The 17,888-nt window shown below is 67.7% G+C and carries 13 protein-coding genes; 12 read left to right on the forward strand and 1 reads right to left on the reverse strand.

The window, feature by feature from the left end; all coding sequences use genetic code 11:
* Nucleotides 1-5: 5 nt before the first annotated feature.
* On the forward strand, nt 6-2,009 hold the full coding sequence (locus tag DQ353_RS01555; protein WP_113761028.1) for an amidase: 2,004 nt from the start codon (nt 6-8) through the stop codon (nt 2,007-2,009).
* 23 nt (nt 2,010-2,032) lie between these two features.
* Here the strand turns inward: DQ353_RS01555 and DQ353_RS01560 are convergent, their stop codons facing one another.
* Nucleotides 2,033-2,665 carry a TIGR03085 family metal-binding protein gene (locus DQ353_RS01560; protein WP_113761029.1) on the reverse strand — a complete coding sequence of 211 codons (633 nt, stop codon included), beginning with the start codon at nt 2,663-2,665 and terminating at the stop codon, nt 2,033-2,035.
* Between the two features lie 143 nt (nt 2,666-2,808).
* Between DQ353_RS01560 and hisI the strand changes: the two genes are divergently transcribed.
* From hisI to pyk, 11 genes are all read left to right on the forward strand, one after another.
* Complete coding sequence (gene hisI / locus DQ353_RS01565) at nt 2,809-3,210, forward strand: phosphoribosyl-AMP cyclohydrolase (protein WP_113761030.1); 402 nt, start codon at nt 2,809-2,811, stop codon at nt 3,208-3,210.
* Between the two features lie 47 nt (nt 3,211-3,257).
* Entirely contained in the window at nt 3,258-4,817 is a 1,560-nt protein-coding gene (locus tag DQ353_RS01570) for an anthranilate synthase component I (protein WP_113761031.1), read from the forward strand.
* The gene (locus DQ353_RS01575; protein WP_113761032.1) at nt 4,814-5,419 is read left to right on the forward strand and encodes a Trp biosynthesis-associated membrane protein; all 606 of its coding nucleotides are present in this window, start codon (nt 4,814-4,816) and stop codon (nt 5,417-5,419) included. The genes DQ353_RS01570 and DQ353_RS01575 overlap by 4 nt, the downstream gene beginning before the upstream one ends.
* Nucleotides 5,420-5,533: 114 nt before the next feature.
* Nucleotides 5,534-5,785, forward strand: coding sequence for an HGxxPAAW family protein (locus tag DQ353_RS01580; protein WP_113761033.1), 252 nt, complete (start codon nt 5,534-5,536; stop codon nt 5,783-5,785).
* Between the two features lie 2 nt (nt 5,786-5,787).
* The gene (gene trpC, locus DQ353_RS01585) at nt 5,788-6,618 is read left to right on the forward strand and encodes an indole-3-glycerol phosphate synthase TrpC (RefSeq protein WP_113761034.1); all 831 of its coding nucleotides are present in this window, start codon (nt 5,788-5,790) and stop codon (nt 6,616-6,618) included.
* Between the two features lie 63 nt (nt 6,619-6,681).
* Nucleotides 6,682-7,965 (forward strand): tryptophan synthase subunit beta, encoded by a 1,284-nt coding sequence (gene trpB / locus DQ353_RS01590; protein ID WP_286166560.1) that lies wholly within the window; start codon nt 6,682-6,684, stop codon nt 7,963-7,965.
* Nucleotides 7,962-8,756, forward strand: coding sequence for a tryptophan synthase subunit alpha (gene trpA, locus DQ353_RS01595; protein ID WP_502696361.1), 795 nt, complete (start codon nt 7,962-7,964; stop codon nt 8,754-8,756). Before trpB ends, trpA begins: the two co-directional genes overlap by 4 nt.
* On the forward strand, nt 8,753-9,757 hold the full coding sequence (gene lgt, locus DQ353_RS01600; RefSeq protein WP_286166544.1) for a prolipoprotein diacylglyceryl transferase: 1,005 nt from the start codon (nt 8,753-8,755) through the stop codon (nt 9,755-9,757). Before trpA ends, lgt begins: the two co-directional genes overlap by 4 nt.
* A gap of 478 nt (nt 9,758-10,235) precedes the next feature.
* Nucleotides 10,236-14,840 carry a glutamate synthase large subunit gene (gene gltB / locus DQ353_RS01605; RefSeq protein WP_113761037.1) on the forward strand — a complete coding sequence of 1,535 codons (4,605 nt, stop codon included), beginning with the start codon at nt 10,236-10,238 and terminating at the stop codon, nt 14,838-14,840.
* Nucleotides 14,833-16,290 (forward strand): glutamate synthase subunit beta, encoded by a 1,458-nt coding sequence (locus DQ353_RS01610; protein ID WP_113761038.1) that lies wholly within the window; start codon nt 14,833-14,835, stop codon nt 16,288-16,290. Before gltB ends, DQ353_RS01610 begins: the two co-directional genes overlap by 8 nt.
* A gap of 66 nt (nt 16,291-16,356) precedes the next feature.
* Nucleotides 16,357-17,874 (forward strand): pyruvate kinase, encoded by a 1,518-nt coding sequence (gene pyk / locus DQ353_RS01615; RefSeq protein ID WP_113761039.1) that lies wholly within the window; start codon nt 16,357-16,359, stop codon nt 17,872-17,874.
* Nucleotides 17,875-17,888 lie beyond the last annotated feature (14 nt).

The raw sequence follows: 17,888 nt of genomic DNA on the forward strand, positions 1-17,888 counted from the left end.
CACCCATGGCCTTGCCGTTCAGCATCCACGAAACCTCGACCGACGACGTGCTGCATGCCCTCGAGACAGGCACCGTGACCGCCGTCGAGCTGGTTGCGGCCCACCTGGCCCGCATCGGGCGCTTCGACAGGTCCACGGTGCGGCTCAACGCCATGGCCGTGCTGAACCCCAACGTCTTTGCGGAGGCCGCCGCATCCGACCGCCGCCGCAAGTCCGGGGAAGCCGGTTCCCTGGAGGGTGTTCCCTTCACCGTCAAGGACAGCTACATGGTTGCCGGGCTCACCGTGGCCTCCGGTTCGCCGGCTTTCAAGGACCTGGTGGCACAGGACGACGCCTTCACCGTGGCTCGCATCCGAGAGGCCGGGGGCGTGCTGCTGGGCAAGACCAACATGCCTCCCATGGCCGACGGCGGCATGCAGCGCGGGCTCTACGGACGTGCCGAAAGCCCCTACAACACCAACTACCTCGCCGCGGCCTATGCATCGGGCTCGTCCAACGGCTCGGCGGTCGCCACCGCTGCCAGCATGGGGGTCTTTGGCATGGGGGAGGAGACGGTGTCCTCGGGCCGCAGCCCCGCCTCCAACAACGGGCTGTGCGCCTACACTCCCTCGCGCGGGGTCATCTCGATCCGCGGCAACTGGCCGCTGTTCCCGACGCGCGACGTCGTGGTCCCGCACACCCGTTCCATGGACGACATGTTCCGCCTGCTCGACGTGATCGTCGCCGACGATCCCAAGACCACGGGTGACTTCTGGCGCGACCAAAAGTCCGTCGAGCTCCCCGCCGCCTCGTCCGTGCGCCCCGAAAGCTACGCAACGCTTGCCGATGCCGAGGCGTTGAGGGGCAAGCGCTTCGGGGTGCCGCGGATGTACCTGGGGCAGGACCCGGAGTTCCCGATCCGCGTGCGCCCCAGCGTGCTGGCGCTCTGGGAGGCCGCCCGCAAGCGGCTCGAGGAGCTCGGGGCCAGGGTCGTCGAGGTCGAATTCCCCGTCATCGAGAAATACGAGGGCGACACCCCGGGCGGAGAACAGCTCGGCGCCCTCGGCGTGCTGCCCGAGGGATGGATGGACATCGAATTCAACGAGATCCTCGCCCACGGCTGGGACACGTTCCTGCGCGAAAACAACGATCCGGCACTGAACCGCCTGGCCGATGTCGACCACGCCAAGATCTTCCCCGCGCCCGCGGGGTCGTTGCCCGACCGCTACGACGAGGTCGAGGACTACGAGAACCGGTATCGCGACGTGGTGGCCATGGCCGCGGACGGGTTGCCCGAACTGGCGGACCTTCCGCGATTCGCGGCCGGGCTCAAGGCACTTGAATCCCTGCGCAAGGAACTCTTCGAGGACTGGCTGACCGAGCACAACCTCGACGGGGTGCTCTTCCCTGCCAACTCCGATGTCGGTGCCGCCACCGCAGACATCGACAAGGAGGCCGCCGACAAGGCTTGGGAAAACGGGATCTTCTTCTCCAACGGCAACTACGCGATGCGCCACTTCGGCATCCCGTCCATCACCGTGGCCATGGGAACGATGGACGACATCGGCATGCCGGTGGGACTGACGTTCGCCGGTCCCGCATATGCGGACAACATGATCCTCGGATGGGGCTGGGCCTTTGAACATGCGGGCACGATGCGCAGGGCGCCGGCGCTTGCCCCCGAACTGCCCGGGGACCGGAACTGGTCGGGTATCCAGGCGGTCGAAGGGAACGAATCGCCGGAAGTATCCATCACGGCACGGCTGGACACCGGAAACTACAACGAGGGTGCCCGACACGTGTTTCTTGAAGGTGGCATCCGGGCCCCGGAGTGCGCCGCGATCCGGCTGACTGTCAATGGCGAACCGGCATCGGTCCTGCGTGAAGGAACAACGTGGAGGGCCGCTGCGATCCTGCCTGCGGCAGTGGAGCCGGCTGCCATCGGGTCGAATCCGGTCGGGCGCATCCTGGCCGCAATCCATGTGGTGGCAGGTGGCGGGCTTGCGGCCGGGGCCTACACGGAGATCTAGGCCCCCGCAGCCCAGGGCCCCTGCTAGAGCGAGACCGACAGCAGGGCGATGGCTTCCCGGGCGCCCTCGAACGTCACCAGGGCCTCTTCGCGGCGTCCGGAGGCATGCAGCAACAGCTCGCCCGCGCGCCCGGTGATGGCCACCGAGGTGCTGGACTTGCGCGCCACGTGGCGCCGGCCATCGGGCAGCACCAGGATGATCCCGACATCTACACCGCGGTAGTAGTGTGCTGCCCGGCGCACCAGGTCGTTCCACAAAAGGTCCTCGTACTTCGCATCGAGCGCACGCGGAACCCAGCGGTCGCCCGCACGGCGGACGTCCTCGGTGTGGATGAAGAACTCGGAGAGGTTCGCGGCATGGTCCATGCGGGGCACTGACAGCGGGGAGATCCTCGGGGCGCCGGCCTTGAATTCGTTGACGATCGAGGCATAGGCGTTGCGGTCCAGGGCGCGGTCGGCGCGTCGGGAAAGTTCGACCTCCATGCGGTGTGCCAGGGGCTTCAGGACCAGGCCCGCGGCCAGCAGCGACTGTTCCCGCAGCACCAGGTGCGCGGCCAGGTGCCGGGTCTCCCATCCTGCGCACAGGGTGGGGGCCGTTGGCCCTGCCGCCAGCAGGACTTCGGCCAATACTTCACGCGAGGCTGGTACGAAATGCATCACTTCGAAACTAACACGTTCGGGGGCACTTGGAGCCCCTGTGTCGCTCCCGGGTCGCGGCTTCTGTGGCCAAATCGTCACCGGGAGTCGCGCCCACGTGGTTTGGCCCATGTTTTGGTGTCCGTGGCACTAGACTGGTGTGGATGTCGCAGAACCCAGCCTTCGCCGCTCCCGCCTCCGTTGACGGGAAATTGTCCGCCCAGATTTCCGCCGCCCTGAAGAAGGACGACGCCGGATTGGTGGCCGCCATCATCCAGCAGCATGGCACCGGGGAGGTGCTGATGCTCGGTTGGATGGACGAGGAGGCACTTCGCCGCACCCTGACCACCGGGCGGGTGACCTTCTGGTCCCGCTCGCGCAAGGAGTACTGGCGCAAGGGCGACACCTCCGGGAACTCCCAGCTGGTCCGCTCCGTGGCCCTTGACTGCGACGGCGACGCACTGCTCGTGGTCGTCGACCAGATCGGCGCCGCCTGCCACACCGGGACGCACACCTGCTTCGACGGGCGCAACCTCCCCGCCGTCGTGGGCCGCCGCGTTTCCTGACCCACCCCCGCTCCATTTTCCGTACACGCAAGGACCATTCTTCGCTCATGCAAGCTCTCGGCGCCCTGACCCCCACCCGCGAGCAATTCCGCGCGCTCGCCGCGGAACGCCGCGTCATCCCCGTAAGCATGAGGGTGCTGGCCGACGCGCTGACACCCATCTCCATCTACCGCCGGCTGGCGGACGGCCGCCCCGGAACCTTCCTGATGGAATCCGCGGCCGCCGGGGGAGTGTGGTCGCGCTACTCCTTCATCGGCGTGAACTCGCCGGCCACCCTGACCACCCTCGAGGGCAAGGCGCACTGGCTGGGCACCCCGCCGGCGGGCATGCCCACCGAGGGGAACCCGGTCGAGGTCCTGCGCGACACCGTCAGGGCACTGCGCACCGAACCGCTGGACGGGCTGCCGCCGCTGACCAGCGGCATGGTCGGCTTCATCGGCTGGGAAGCGGTGCGGCACTGGGAAAAGCTGCCCAACCCGCCGGCCGACGACCTGCACCTGCCGGAGCTGGCCATGAACCTGGTCGGCGACATGGCCGTGCACGACAACACCGACGGCACCCTGACGCTGATTGCCAACGCCATCAACTTCAACGGCACCACCGAGGGCGTCGACGGCGCCTACGACCATGCGGTGGCCCGCCTGAGGGGGATGCTGGACGCGCTGGGCGAGGCCGCCGAGAACCCCGTCTCGGTGCTCTCGGGCACCGACGTCCCGGCCGATGAGTTGATGAATGCCGTCACCCACTCCTGGGACGAGGACTCCTACCGCCGGGCGGTGCTGCGCGGCAAGGAAGCCATCGTGGACGGCGAGGTCTTCCAGGTGGTCGTCTCCCGCCGCTTCGAGCTGGAAACCCACGCGGACCCGCTGGACGTGTACCGGATCCTGCGGGCCACCAACCCCAGCCCGTACATGTACCTCTTCTCGCTGCAGGACGCCCACGGCAAGGGGTACTCGATCGTGGGATCCTCCCCGGAGGCGTTGGTCACCGTCAACGACGACCACGTGGTCACCCACCCGATCGCCGGCTCGCGCCCGCGCGGGGCCAACTACGAGGACGATGCGCTGCATGAGAAGAACCTGCTGGCCGACGAAAAGGAACGCGCCGAGCACCTGATGCTGGTGGACCTCTCGCGCAACGACCTGTCCAAGGTCTGCGTCCCGGGCTCGGTGGAGGTCACCCAGTTCATGGAGGTCGAGCGCTTCAGCCACATCATGCACCTGGTCTCCAATGTGGTCGGCCGGCTCACCCCCGGCACCGACGGCTACGACGTGCTCGCCGCGACCTTCCCCGCCGGCACGCTCTCCGGGGCCCCGAAGCCCCGCGCCCTCTCCCTGCTCGACGAGCTCGAGCCCTACCGCCGCGGCATCTACGGCGGGGTGGTCGGCTACCTGGACTTCACCGGGGACATGGACATGGCCATCGCCATCCGCTCCGCGCTGATCAAGGGCAACCGCGCCTATGTGCAGGCCGGCGGTGGCATCGTCGCGGACTCCGACCTGGACGCCGAGGCACTGGAAACCATCAACAAGTCGGCCGCACCCCTGCGCGCCGTCTGGGCCGCCGGGACCATGGCGCCGGCACAAGTGGACGGCACCAACGCATGAGCACCACAACGAAACCCCGCCGCAGTTCCAAGCGCTCCGTGATGCTGCTGGGGCTGCTCGGCGCGGTGCTGGCGCTGGCCACCAGCACCCGCACCTGGATCAATGTCCAGCCCGAGGTCGGCACCGTGAAGATCCCGCTGATCGAGGTCGCGGGTTCCGATGCCGCCACCGCGGTGGCGGCGCTGGCCGTGGTCGCCCTGGCCGGCTCGCTGGCCGCGATGATCGCCGGGAAGGTCGCCCGCTACATCATCGCCGCGATCCTGCTGCTGGCCGGAGGCGGCATCGCCGGCGCCGGCATCTCGGTGCTCTCCGATCCCGTGTTCGCCGCCGCCACCAAGGTCGGTGAAGCCACCGGGCTGAACACCTCCGGCGGCGACTACGACCTGACCCTCTGGCCCTGGCTCGCGGTGCTGGCCGGTGCCGTCCTCGTGGCCAGCGCGTTGCTGCTGGGCATCACCGGCCGGAACTGGGCCGGGTCGCGCAAGTACGCCCGCGACGCCGCGGCAACCGCGCCCGGGACCACGCCGGCCGGGCAGACGGGGCAGATCGATGAGATCTCCGGCTGGGACTCGCTCTCCCGGGGGGATGATCCCACCGGCTGACGCGCACACGCTGCGCAATATGGCATGCCATCGCCTTAAAGAATGGCAGAATGGAAACAAGAAATTTATCGGGGTCAATCCCGATTGGCACGAGGTGAGAAGGAGTCTCCCACCATGGCTAACGCCAACACCCAGATCGATCCAATGCACGCAGATGAAATCGGCCACGGCAACTCGAAGGCCGCCTGGGCCGCAGTCGGCATCATGATGGTCGGCTTCGTCGCCGGCGGCATCGCCTTCGCAGCGCACAACCATCTCGTGGTGTACATCTGCTCCGGCGTCGTCCTGCTCGGCCTGGTCGTCGGCTGGATCATGAAGAAGGCCGGCTACGGCGTCAACGGTTCCAAATCGGGTGACTCGCACTAGCCGTGAGCGTACTAACTGAAATCATCGCGGGCGTCCGGATCGATCTGGACGCCCGTCGGTCCATCCGGAGCCAGGCGCAAATCGAGACCGACGCCACGTTGGCGGCCCCGGCACTCGACGCCTACGCCGCCCTGGGCGGGAACACCGACCCCGGCGCACGCGACGCCGCGATGCGCGTGATCTCCGAGGTCAAGCGCAAGTCTCCCTCCAAGGGGGAACTGGCCGATATCGGCAGCCCCGCGGACCTGGCCCGGGCCTACGCCGCGGGTGGCGCCTCGGTGATCTCGGTGCTGACCGAGGAACGCCGCTTCGGCGGTTCGCTGGCCGACCTCGACGCGGTGCGCGCCGCGGTGGACATCCCGCTGCTGCGCAAGGACTTCACCGTCGACGCCTACCAGATCCACGAGGCCCGTGCCCACGGTGCGGACCTGGTGCTGCTGATCGTCGCGGCCCTGGACGACGCGCAGTTGCGCGAATTCCTCGACCTGACCCACGCCCTGGGCATGAACGCCCTGGTCGAAACGCACACCGAGGAAGAAATTGCCCGCGCCGTGGAGCTCGGGTCCAAGATCATCGGCGTGAACGTGCGCAACCTCAAGACCCTTGAGGTGGACCGCGGCAACTTCGCCCGCCTGGCCGAAAACATCCCCTCGGATGTCGTCATCGTGGCCGAATCCGGGGTCCGCGACGTCGCCGATGTCGAGCACTACGCAAGCCACGGTGCCGATGCGATCCTCGTGGGCGAGGCACTGGTCAAGGACAACGACCCGCGTGCAGCCATCGAGCGCTTCATCGGTGCCGGAACCGCCGCCAAGCCGGCCCGCGCCCGCTAAGCAACACCCCCAAACCCCCTCGAAGAATTCCTGAGCAAGAAAAGGATGCGCCAGATGAACCCGATGACCGGTGACCCAGACCAGGGTGAAAGCAAGCCCGCCTCCGCGCCTTCCCATTCCCTGCGCCACGCCGCGGGCCCGTACTTCGGCGACTACGGCGGACGCTGGATGCCCGAATCCCTGATTGCCGCCATGGACGAGCTCAACGAGACCTTCGAGGCGGCCAAGGCCGATCCGGAGTTCATCGCCCAGGTCAAGGACCTGAACAAGAACTACTCGGGCCGCCCCTCGCTGCTCACCGAGGCCAAGCGCTTCTCCGAGGCCGCCGGCGGGGTGCGCGTCTTCCTCAAGCGCGAGGACCTGAACCACACCGGCAGCCACAAGATCAACAACGTCCTGGGCCAGGCGCTGCTGGCCAAGCGCATGGGCAAGACCCGCATCATCGCCGAGACCGGTGCGGGCCAGCACGGCGTGGCCTCGGCCACCGCCGCGGCCCTCATGGGCCTGGAATGCGTGGTCTACATGGGCGCGGAGGACACGCGCCGGCAGGCCTTGAACGTCGCGCGCATGCAGTTGCTCGGCGCCACCGTCATCCCGGTGACCGCCGGCTCCCAGACGCTCAAGGACGCCATCAACGAGGCATTGCGCGACTGGGTCGCCAACGTGGGAACCACCCACTACCTGCTGGGCACCGCCGCCGGCGGACACCCGTTCCCGGCCATGGTCCGCTACTTCCACGAGGTCATCGGCGAGGAGGCCCGCGAGCAGATCATCGCCCAGGCCGGCCGGCTGCCCGATGCGGTTGCTGCGTGCATCGGCGGCGGCTCCAACGCCATCGGCATCTTCCACGGTTTCCTGGACGACGCCGAGGTCGAGCTCTACGGCTTCGAGGCCGGGGGAGACGGCATCGACACCCCGCGCCACGCCGCCACCATCACCCTGGGCAAGCCCGGGGTGCTGCACGGGGCCAAGAGCTACCTGATGCAGGACGACGACGGCCAGACCATCGAATCGCACTCGATCTCCGCCGGCCTTGACTACCCGGGTGTCGGCCCGGAGCACGCCTACCTCGCCGACATCGGACGGGTGCACTACGAGCCGATCACCGACACCGAGGCCATGGACGCCTTCTCGCTGCTGTGCCGCACCGAAGGCATCATCCCGGCCATCGAGTCCTCGCACGCGCTGGCCGGCGTGCTGAAGATCGCCGCACGCAAGATCGCCGCCGGCGCGGTGCCGGAAGAGACCATCATCATTGCCAACCTTTCGGGGCGCGGCGACAAGGATGTCGGAACCGCCGCCGAATGGTTCAACCTCATCGACAGCAAAGCGAAGGATGCCAAGTGAGCCCCGTATCAAAGAGCGGCGCAGCCATCGCGGCCGCCCGCGCCGAAGGCCGCCCGGCACTGATCTGCTACCTGCCCGCCGGTTTCCCCGACGTGCAGGGCACCATTGACGCTGCCGTTGCCATGGCCGAGAACGGTGCCGACATCATCGAAGTCGGCATCCCGTACTCGGACCCCGTGATGGACGGCTCGGTCATCCAGGACGCCACGGTCCAATCGCTGGCCCAGGGCTTCAAGGTCGCCCAGGTGTTCGACATCATCAAGGGCATCACCTCCCGCTGCTCGGCAACGGTCATGGTCATGACCTACTGGAACCCGGTGCTGCGCATGGGCGTGGACGAGTTCTCCCGCCGCCTTGCCGAGGCCGGCGGCGCCGGACTGATCACCCCGGACCTGGTCCCCGACGAGGCCGCCGAGTGGATGGAAGCCTCCGACAAGTACGGCCTTGACCGCGTCTTCCTGGTCGCTCCGTCCTCTACCGAGGCCCGCATGAAAGCCACCGTGGCCGCCAGCCGCGGCTTCGTCTACTGCGTCTCGGTCATGGGCGTCACCGGCGCCCGCGCCGAGGTCTCCGACGCCGCAGCCGCCGTGGTCGCCGCGGCCCACGCCGCAGGCGCCGAAAACGCCTGCGTGGGCCTTGGCGTCTCGCAGCGCAAGCACGTGGAAGAAATCGGTGCCTACTCCGACGGCGTCATCGTGGGCACCGCGCTGGTCGCGGCCCTCGGCGACGGGGGAGTGGACGCGGTTGCCAAGCTGACCGCGGAACTCAGCGGGCGGGCAGTGAGCGCATGATGCCGCTGGCCGCGGCCGGAACCAACATCCTGGCCTCGATCCCGAGCCCGCCGTCCGAGTTCTCGAAGTTCTCCATCGGCCCGCTGACCATCCACGCCTACGCGATCTGCATCATGATCGGCATCGTTGCCGCCATGTGGATCGCCTCGCGGCGCTGGCGGGCCAAGGGCGGGCCGGAGGACGTGGTCTGGGACATCTGCATCTGGGCGATCCCCTTCGGCATCGTCGGCGGACGCCTCTACCACGTGCTGGTCACGGACCCGGAGTACTACTTCGGCCTCCAGGGGCAGTCGGCCCACCTTTCGGAGATCCCGCAGATCTGGGCCGGCGGGCTTGGCATCATGGGTGCCATCTCGCTGGGCTCCCTCGGTGCCTGGATCGCCTGCCGCCGTGCCGGGGTGCGCCTCTCGGCGTTCCTGGACGCCGCGGTCCCGGGCGTGCTGCTGGCCCAGGCCTTCGGCCGCTGGGGCAACTGGTTCAACCAGGAACTCTTCGGGAAGCCAACCACGCTGCCGTGGGGCCTGGAAATCGACCCGAACAGCTACAACTTCCCCCCGGGGCTGCCGGCCGGAACCCTGTTCCAGCCGACCTTCCTCTACGAGTCGCTGTGGAACGTGGCCGGGGTCTTCCTGCTGCTCGCACTTGACCGCAAGTTCAAGCTACGCCGCGGGGCCATGTTCTGGGCCTACATCACCTGGTACGGCATTGGCCGGACCATCATGGAAACCATGCGCATCGACGCCGCCGACACCATCACCATCCTGGGCATCGGGTTGCGTGTGCACATGTGGCTGGCCATCGTCATGATCGTCATGGGCATCATCGGGCTGGTCTTCGTGCTCACCCGCCTGCGCCCGCTGCCGGATCCCGGGGTCTACCTCAAGGGCCGGGAACACAAGATCGAAGTCGCCGCCGGGACCCCGGAGGCGGAAGGGCCCACGAAGGAGGGCTCCAAGCCGCAGGACGAGCAGAAACCGCCCGCCGACGGACCTGCCTCCTAGGTTCGATCCCCCGGCCCGCACGGGATTACCGGGAAGGCCCCTTTCATTGACTCCGCACCACGTGGGGAAATATGAAGGGGGCCTTTTCGCGTTACGACGAAACTTTCAGGAAACCCAAAAGTGCCACGTCAGCAACGGGTTCGTAGTGACCGCGAAAACTGTTGGAAACAAAAGCACGTATAAATCCGAAACATGCCGGTGCTACTCTTTTTTCACTGTGGCAGCACGGCCGGGCTCGGAACACCCACCCCCATCCGCACCCGATGCTGCCGGCAACCACAATGACGTGGAAGCGCACGACCCGCGGCCCGCCCACCGGCTGGAACACACGGTTGCCGCGCCCGCATCACCGGTGCCACACCCACACCCCACACCAAGCCCCCAGCGGGGCACCGATTCGCGAACCCAAAAACCCACTCGGCCACCGTTGTCCGAAGAAACCAGACCCGCCGCCCACACACCGAGAAAGGGACAACTCATGAGCATGACCGGAGTCCAACTCAATGCCTCACCGCATCAGGGCGAGGAGATTTCCTCGCCCTACACCAGGTTTGCCGACATCCCGGCAGCACAGGGACTCTACGATCCGGCAAACGAAAAAGACGCGTGCGGCCTGGCGGTCATTGCCACGCTGACAAAAGAGGCCAGCCACCAGATCGTGGAGCAGGCCCTCGAGGCGCTGCGCCGCCTCGAACACCGCGGCGCCGTGGGCGCCGACGCCGGAACCGGCGACGGAGCCGGCATCCTCACCCAGATCCCCGACGCTTTCTTCCGCGCGGTCACCGGCTTCACCCTTCCCGCCCCCGGCCGCTACGCCGCCGGGACCGCCTTCCTCCCGCAGGAGACCGCGCAGCGCAACGCCGCCGTCACAGCCCTGGAGGAACTCGCCGCCGAGGAAGGCCTGACGGTTCTTGGCTGGCGCGACGTGCCGGTGAACACCGAGTCCATCGGCGCCACGGCCCTGGGCAGCATGCCCTACTTCTCCCAGCTCTTCCTGGGTGCCGCCACCGAACACGAAGCAGACCTTGACGCCCGGGTCTTCCGCATCCGCAAGCGCGCCCAAAACAAGTTCGGGGTGTACTTCCCCTCGCTCTCCTCCGCGACCATGGTCTACAAGGGCATGCTCTCCACCGAGCAGCTCACCGGCTTCTACCCGGATCTGTCCGACACCCGCTTCGCCTCGCGCTTCGGCATCGTGCACTCGCGCTTCTCCACCAACACCTTCCCCTCCTGGCCCCTGGCCCAGCCCTTCCGCACCATCGCCCACAACGGCGAGATCAACACAGTCAAGGGCAACCGCAACTGGATGCGCGCCCGCCAGTCCCAGCTTGCCTCAGCGCTGCTGGGCGAGGTCCCCGAGGAACTTTTCCCGATCTGCAGCCCCGGCGCCTCCGATTCCGCATCCTTCGACGAGGTGGCCGAACTGCTGGTGCTCTCCGGCCGCCCCGTGGCCCAGGCCATCATGATGATGATCCCCGAGGCCTGGGAAAACCACGCCACCATGGATGCGGACCGCCGCGCCTTCTACGAATACAACTCCATGCTCATGGAACCGTGGGACGGGCCGGCCGCGGTCTCCTTCACCGACGGCAAGCAGGTCGGCGCGGTGCTTGACCGCAACGGGCTGCGCCCGGCCCGCTACTGGATCACCACCGACGGGCTGGTCGTGCTGGCCTCCGAGGTCGGCGTCATCGACCTGGCCCCCGAGCAGATCTCCGCCAAGGGCCGCGTCGCCCCGGGCAAGATGTTCCTCATCGACACCGAGGCCGGACGCATCATCGACGATGCCGAAATCAAGTCGCAGGTCGCCGCCTCCGCCCCGTGGGCCCAGTGGGTCAGCGAGAACAAGATCAGCCTCGCCGACCTGCCGGACCTCGAGCACGTCAAGCACAACTCCGCCTCCGTGCAGATCCGCCAGCGCACCTTCGGCTACACCACCGAGGAATTGCGCATCCTGCTTGCCCCCATGGCTTCGGCCGGAGCCGAGCCGCTTGGCGCCATGGGCACCGACACCCCCGTCGCGGTGCTCTCGGAGCGCTCCCGCCTGCTCTTCGACTACTTCACCCAGTCCTTCGCCCAGGTCACCAACCCGCCGCTGGATTCCATCCGCGAGGAACTTGTCACCTCCCTGGGCACCAGCATCGGCCCGGACGGGAACCTGCTGGCCACCGGCAAGGTCGACGCCCGGCAGGTGTCCCTGGACTACCCGGTGATCACCAACGACGACCTGGCCAAGATCGCCAACATCCGCGACGAATCCGGCGCCAAGGTCGCCCTGAAGGTCCGCGGGCTCTACCGCCCCGAGGGCGGGGAATCCGAACTGCGCGCCCGCCTGCAGGAGATCTGCGAGAAGGTCTCCGCCGCCATCAACCGCGGCGTGAAGTTCGTTGTGCTCTCGGACCGCGACTCCAACGCCCAGTGGGCGCCGATCCCGTCGCTGCTGCTCACCTCCGCGGTGCACCACCACCTGCTCAAGAGTGCCAACCGCACCAAGACCTCCCTGGTCATCGAGGCCGGGGACGTGCGCGAGGTGCACCACGTGGCAGTGCTCGTGGGCTACGGCGCCTCGGCCATCAACCCCTATCTGGCCCTGGAATCCGTGGAGGAAATGGCCACCCAGGGCGAGCTCGGCGACGTGACCCCGGCCAGGGCACAGACCAACCTGATCAAGGCGCTGGGCAAGGGCCTGCTGAAGATCATGTCCAAGATGGGCATCTCCACCGTGGCCTCCTACTGCGGCGCCCAGACCTTCGAGGCCCTGGGCCTGTCCCAGCGTGTGGTCGACCAGTACTTCACCGGCACCTCCTCGCAACTCGGGGGAGTGGGCCTGGACATCATCGCCACCGAAACCGCGATGCGCCACGCCGCCGCATACCCGGCGGACCTGAACCCCGACGCGCATCGCGTACTGGAGACCGGCGGGGAATACCAGTGGCGCCGCGAGGGCCCGCCGCACCTGTTCAACCCGGAGACCATTTTCCGGCTGCAGCACGCCACCCGCGAACGCCGCTACGACATCTTCAAGAAGTACACCCAGGGCGTCGACGACCAGGCCAAGGGCCTGATGACGCTGCGCGGGCTGCTGGACTTCAAGACCGGCGAACGCACGCCCCTCGACATCGACCAGGTCGAGCCGGTCTCCGAAATTGTCAAGCGCTTCGCGACCGGGGCCATGAGCTACGGCTCGATCTCCGCCGAGGCGCACGAGACCCTGGCCCGCGCCATGAACCGGCTGGGCGGCAAGTCCAACACCGGCGAGGGCGGCGAGGACGTGGACCGGCTGCTGGATCCGGAGCGCCGTTCCGCGGTCAAGCAGATCGCCTCGGGACGCTTCGGGGTCACCAGCATGTACCTCACGCACGCCGATGACCTGCAGATCAAGATGGCCCAGGGCGCCAAGCCCGGGGAGGGCGGCCAGCTGATGGCCAACAAGGTCTACCCATGGGTGGCCCGCACCCGCCACTCCACCCCGGGCGTGGGCCTGATTTCCCCGCCGCCGCACCACGACATCTATTCGATCGAGGACCTGGCCCAGCTGATCCACGACGCCAAGTGCTCCAACCCGAGTGCCCGCGTCCACGTGAAGCTGGTCTCGGAGGTCGGCATCGGCACCGTCGCGGCCGGGGTCACCAAGGCCAAGGCCGACGTGGTGCTGGTATCCGGCCACGACGGCGGCACCGGCGCCTCCCCGCTGAACTCGCTCAAGCATGCGGGCGTGCCCTGGGAGCTCGGCCTGGCCGAGACCCAGCAGACGCTGATGCTCAACGGGTTGCGCGAACGCGTCACCGTGCAGGTCGACGGGCAGCTGAAGACCGGCCGCGACGTGGTGATCGCCGCGCTGCTGGGCGCCGAGGAGTACGGATTTGCCACCGCCCCGCTGGTGGTCGCCGGCTGCATCATGATGCGCGTCTGCCACCTGGACACCTGCCCGGTCGGCGTGGCCACGCAGAACCCCGAGCTGCGCGCGCGCTTCACCGGCCAGGTCGACCACGTGGTGAACTTCTTCGAGTTCCTCGCCCAGGAGGTCCGCGAGATCCTGGCGGAACTCGGCTTCGCGACCCTCGAGGAGGCCATCGGCCAGGCGGAGCTGCTGGACACCCGCGCCGCGGTGGGCCATTGGAAGACCGCCGGGCTGCACCTGGAAAAGATCTTCAACACCGACGGCTCCAAGCCCGGGGCGGCGCGTTCGCGCACCGGGTCCCAGGACCACGGACTGGACAAGCACTTCGACAACCAGCTCGTTGCCGCCGCGGCACCTGCCCTGGAACGCCGCGAAAAGGTCGTCCTTGACCTCGCCATCAAGAACACCGACCGGTCGGTGGGCACCATGCTCGGCCACCACGTCACCCGCACCTTCGGCACGGACGAGCTGGCGGAAGGGACCATCGCTGTCACCCTGCGCGGGCACGCCGGCCAGTCGCTGGGTGCGTTCCTGCCCGCCGGCATTGCGCTGGATCTGGTCGGGGACGCCAACGACTACGTCGGCAAGGGCCTGTCCGGCGGACGGATTTCCGTGCGCGCCGATGCACGCTCCGGCTTCAATCCGGCCGAGCAGGTGATCGCCGGAAACGTCATCGGCTACGGCGCCACCAGCGGCGAACTGTTCATCGCCGGGCTGGTGGGCGAACGCTTCGCCGTGCGCAACTCCGGCGCCACCGCGGTGGTCGAGGGCATCGGCGACCACGGTTGCGAATACATGACCGGGGGAACCGCCCTGGTCCTGGGGCCCACCGGGCGGAATTTCGCCGCCGGCATGTCCGGGGGAACGGCCTACGTGCTGGACCTGGACACGGCGGCGCTGAATCCGCTGGCCGTGGCCAACGAGGACCTGTTGCTCTCCGGACCCGACGAGGCGGACTGCGCACTCATCAGGGAACTGCTCGGCAAGCACGTGGCCCACACCGGCTCCGCACTGGCCTCCAGCCTGCTGGCCGACTGGCCGGTGGCCGCGGCCCGCATCACCAAGGTGCTCCCGCGGGACTACGCCGCGGTGTCCCAGGCACGGAACACTGCCGCCCATGAAGGATTCGACCCCGATTCAGCAACCGTCTGGAACAGGATTTTGGAGGTGACCCGTGGCTAATCCACGTGGATTCCTGGAGGTGCGCGAACGCGTCACCGTGCCCAAGCGCCCCGTCTCGGTGCGCATCATGGACTACCGCGAGGTAACTGCCAGGCAAGACGCCGGCGTGCTGAAAAAGCAGGCCGGACGCTGCATGGACTGCGGGGTTCCCTTCTGCCACAACGGCTGCCCGCTGGGCAACCTCATCCCGGAGTGGAACGCGCTGGTCCACGAGGGCCGGATGGCCGAGGCCGCCGAGCGCCTGCACGCGACCAACAACTTCCCGGAGTTCACCGGGCGGCTGTGCCCGGCCCCCTGCGAGTCCTCCTGCGTGCTGGGCATCAGCCAGCCGGCCGTAACAATCAAGCAGGTCGAGGTCGAAATCGCCGACACCCTGATTGCCTCCGGCGGGCTCGAGCCGGTGCTGGCCGTGCGCCACACCGACAAGCGCATCGCCGTGATCGGCTCGGGCCCCGCGGGCTTGGCCGCGGCCCAGCAGCTGACCCGCGCCGGGCACACCGTGGCGGTGTACGAGCGCGATGAGAAGATCGGCGGACTGCTGCGCTACGGCATCCCGGACTTCAAGATGGGCAGGGACGTCTTGGAGACGCGGCTGGCCCAGATGGAAGCCGAGGGAACCGTGTTCCGCACCGGAGTCTCGGTGGGCACCGATATCGAATTCGACGCCCTGAACAGGCTCTATGACGCGGTGATCGTGGCCACGGGCGCCACCGTGCCGCGCGATTTGCCGGTCCCAGGGCGCGAGCTCGAAGGGGTCCACTTCGCCATGGACTACCTGGTGGATTCGAACCAGGTGGTTGCCGGCGAACGTGAAAACCTGCGGATCGATGCCGCCGGCAAACACGTGGTGATCCTCGGCGGCGGCGACACCGGGGCCGATTGCCTGGGCACCGCAACCCGCCAGGGAGCGGCCTCCGTGACGACCCTGGCCATCGGTTCGCAGCCCCCGGCCGAGCGTCCGGCGCACCAGCCCTGGCCCATGGCCCCGACCATCTTCGAGGTCCAGTCGGCGCACGAGGAAGGCGGCGAGCGGACGTATTTGGCCGCCACGGTCAACTTCACAGGTGAGCACGGGAGCGTGATGGGTGTTACTGTGGCAGAGACCGAATTTATTGACGGTCAGCGCCTTCCGAAGCCGGGCACCGAGCGGGTTATTCCCGCGGATCTGGTCTTCCTGGCCCTGGGGTTCACCGGACCCGAGCAGGCCGGCTTCCTGGAACAGGCCAACACCGAGTTTGATGACCGGGGCAGCGTCGCCCGCGATGGTTACTACATGACCAACACCCCGGGGGTGTTCGCGGCAGGCGATGCCGGACGCGGACAATCCCTGATCGTGTGGGCCATAGCCGAGGGACGATCCTGTGCCGCGGCCGTGGACAAATACCTGATGGGCGAAACCCGCCTTCCGGCCCCCGTCTCTCCGACGGATCGGGCCATCAGCATGTTGTGAAACGGATGCACCTCCTATGCGGTGTTTTCCCGACCTGAGAAATGGAAAGGCAGATAGGCTAACCGTATGAGACGCGCAAAAATCGTGGCCACCTGGGGCCCGGCGATCGGTACCTACGACAAGACTTTGGCAGTGCTCAAGGCGGGTGTCGACGTCGCCCGGCTGAACATGAGCCACGGCGACCACTCGATACACGCCGAGAACCTCGGCAACGTGCGTGCCGCGGCCGAGGAGCTCGGCCGACCGGTGGGCATCTTTGCCGACCTGCAGGGACCGAAGATCCGCCTGGGCCGCTTCGTGGACGACGCCAAGCACATGCTCAAGGTCGGTGACACGTTCACCATCGTGATTGCCGACGTGCTGGGCGATGGCACGTTCTGCTCCACGACGTTCAAGGGCCTGCCCACCGACGTCAACGTGGGCGACATCCTCTTGATCAACGACGGCAAGGTCGCGCTGCGCGCAACGGCCGTGGATGACGAGAAGGTTGTCACCGAGGTCGTCGTGGGCGGGGAGGTGTCCAACAACAAGGGCATCAACCTTCCCGGTGTGGCCGTGAACGTTCCCGCGCTGAGCGAAAAGGACGAGGACGACCTGCGGTGGGCCATTCGGGCCGGCGTCGACATGGTCGCGCTGTCCTTCGTGCGCAACGCCGCCGACATCGGGCGCGTCCACGAGATCATGGACGAGGAAGGCCGTCGCCTTCCGGTCATCGCCAAGATCGAAAAGCCGCAGGCAGTTGACGCGCTGGAAGAAATCATCGACGCCTTCGACGCCATCATGGTGGCCCGTGGCGACCTCGGCGTGGAGCTTCCGCTCGAGGAGGTCCCGCTGGTGCAGAAGCGCGCCATCGAGCTGGCCCGCCGCTGGGCCAAGCCCGTCATCGTGGCGACCCAGGTGCTCGAGTCGATGATCGAGTCCCCGACGCCGACCCGCGCCGAGGCCTCCGACTGCGCCAACGCCGTCCTCGACGGCGCCGACGCGGTCATGCTCTCGGGCGAGACCTCGGTGGGCGAATACCCCATCGAGACCGTCGAGACCATGGCACGGATCATCTCCTCCACGGAAAAGCACGGACTGGACCGCATCCCGCGCCTGGGCTCCAAGCCCAAGACCCGTGGCGGCGCAATCACCCGTGCCGCAGTGGAAATCGCGGACCAGCTGGATGCCAAGTACATCGTGGCCTTCACCCAGTCCGGCGACTCCGCCCGGCGCCTGTCCCGGCTGCGCCCGAAGCGCCCGGTCCTGGCCTTCACCCCGCTGCCACAGACCTACAACATCATGACCCTGATGTGGGGCATCCAGCCGCGCCTGGTCGAATACGCCGACCACACCGACAAGATGACCGCACAGGTCGACCGCGCCCTCCTGCAGGAAGGCCTGGCCGAGATCAACGACATTGTCTGCATCGCAGCCGGGTCACCTCCCGGACAGGCCGGGTCCACCAACTCGCTGCGCATCCACAAGGTCGGCGACCTTGCGGATGCCGGCCAGCTCACCGACGGCAAGCCGATGCCTGCCCGCGAGAAGGTCGGCCCGTGGGACTCGGACAAGGGTGAGGGCGAAAACAGCCACACCATCTAGCAGGTTCCAGGTAC

It is taken from the genome of Arthrobacter sp. AQ5-05, assembly GCF_003287975.1.
Lineage (GTDB): Bacteria > Actinomycetota > Actinomycetes > Actinomycetales > Micrococcaceae > Paeniglutamicibacter.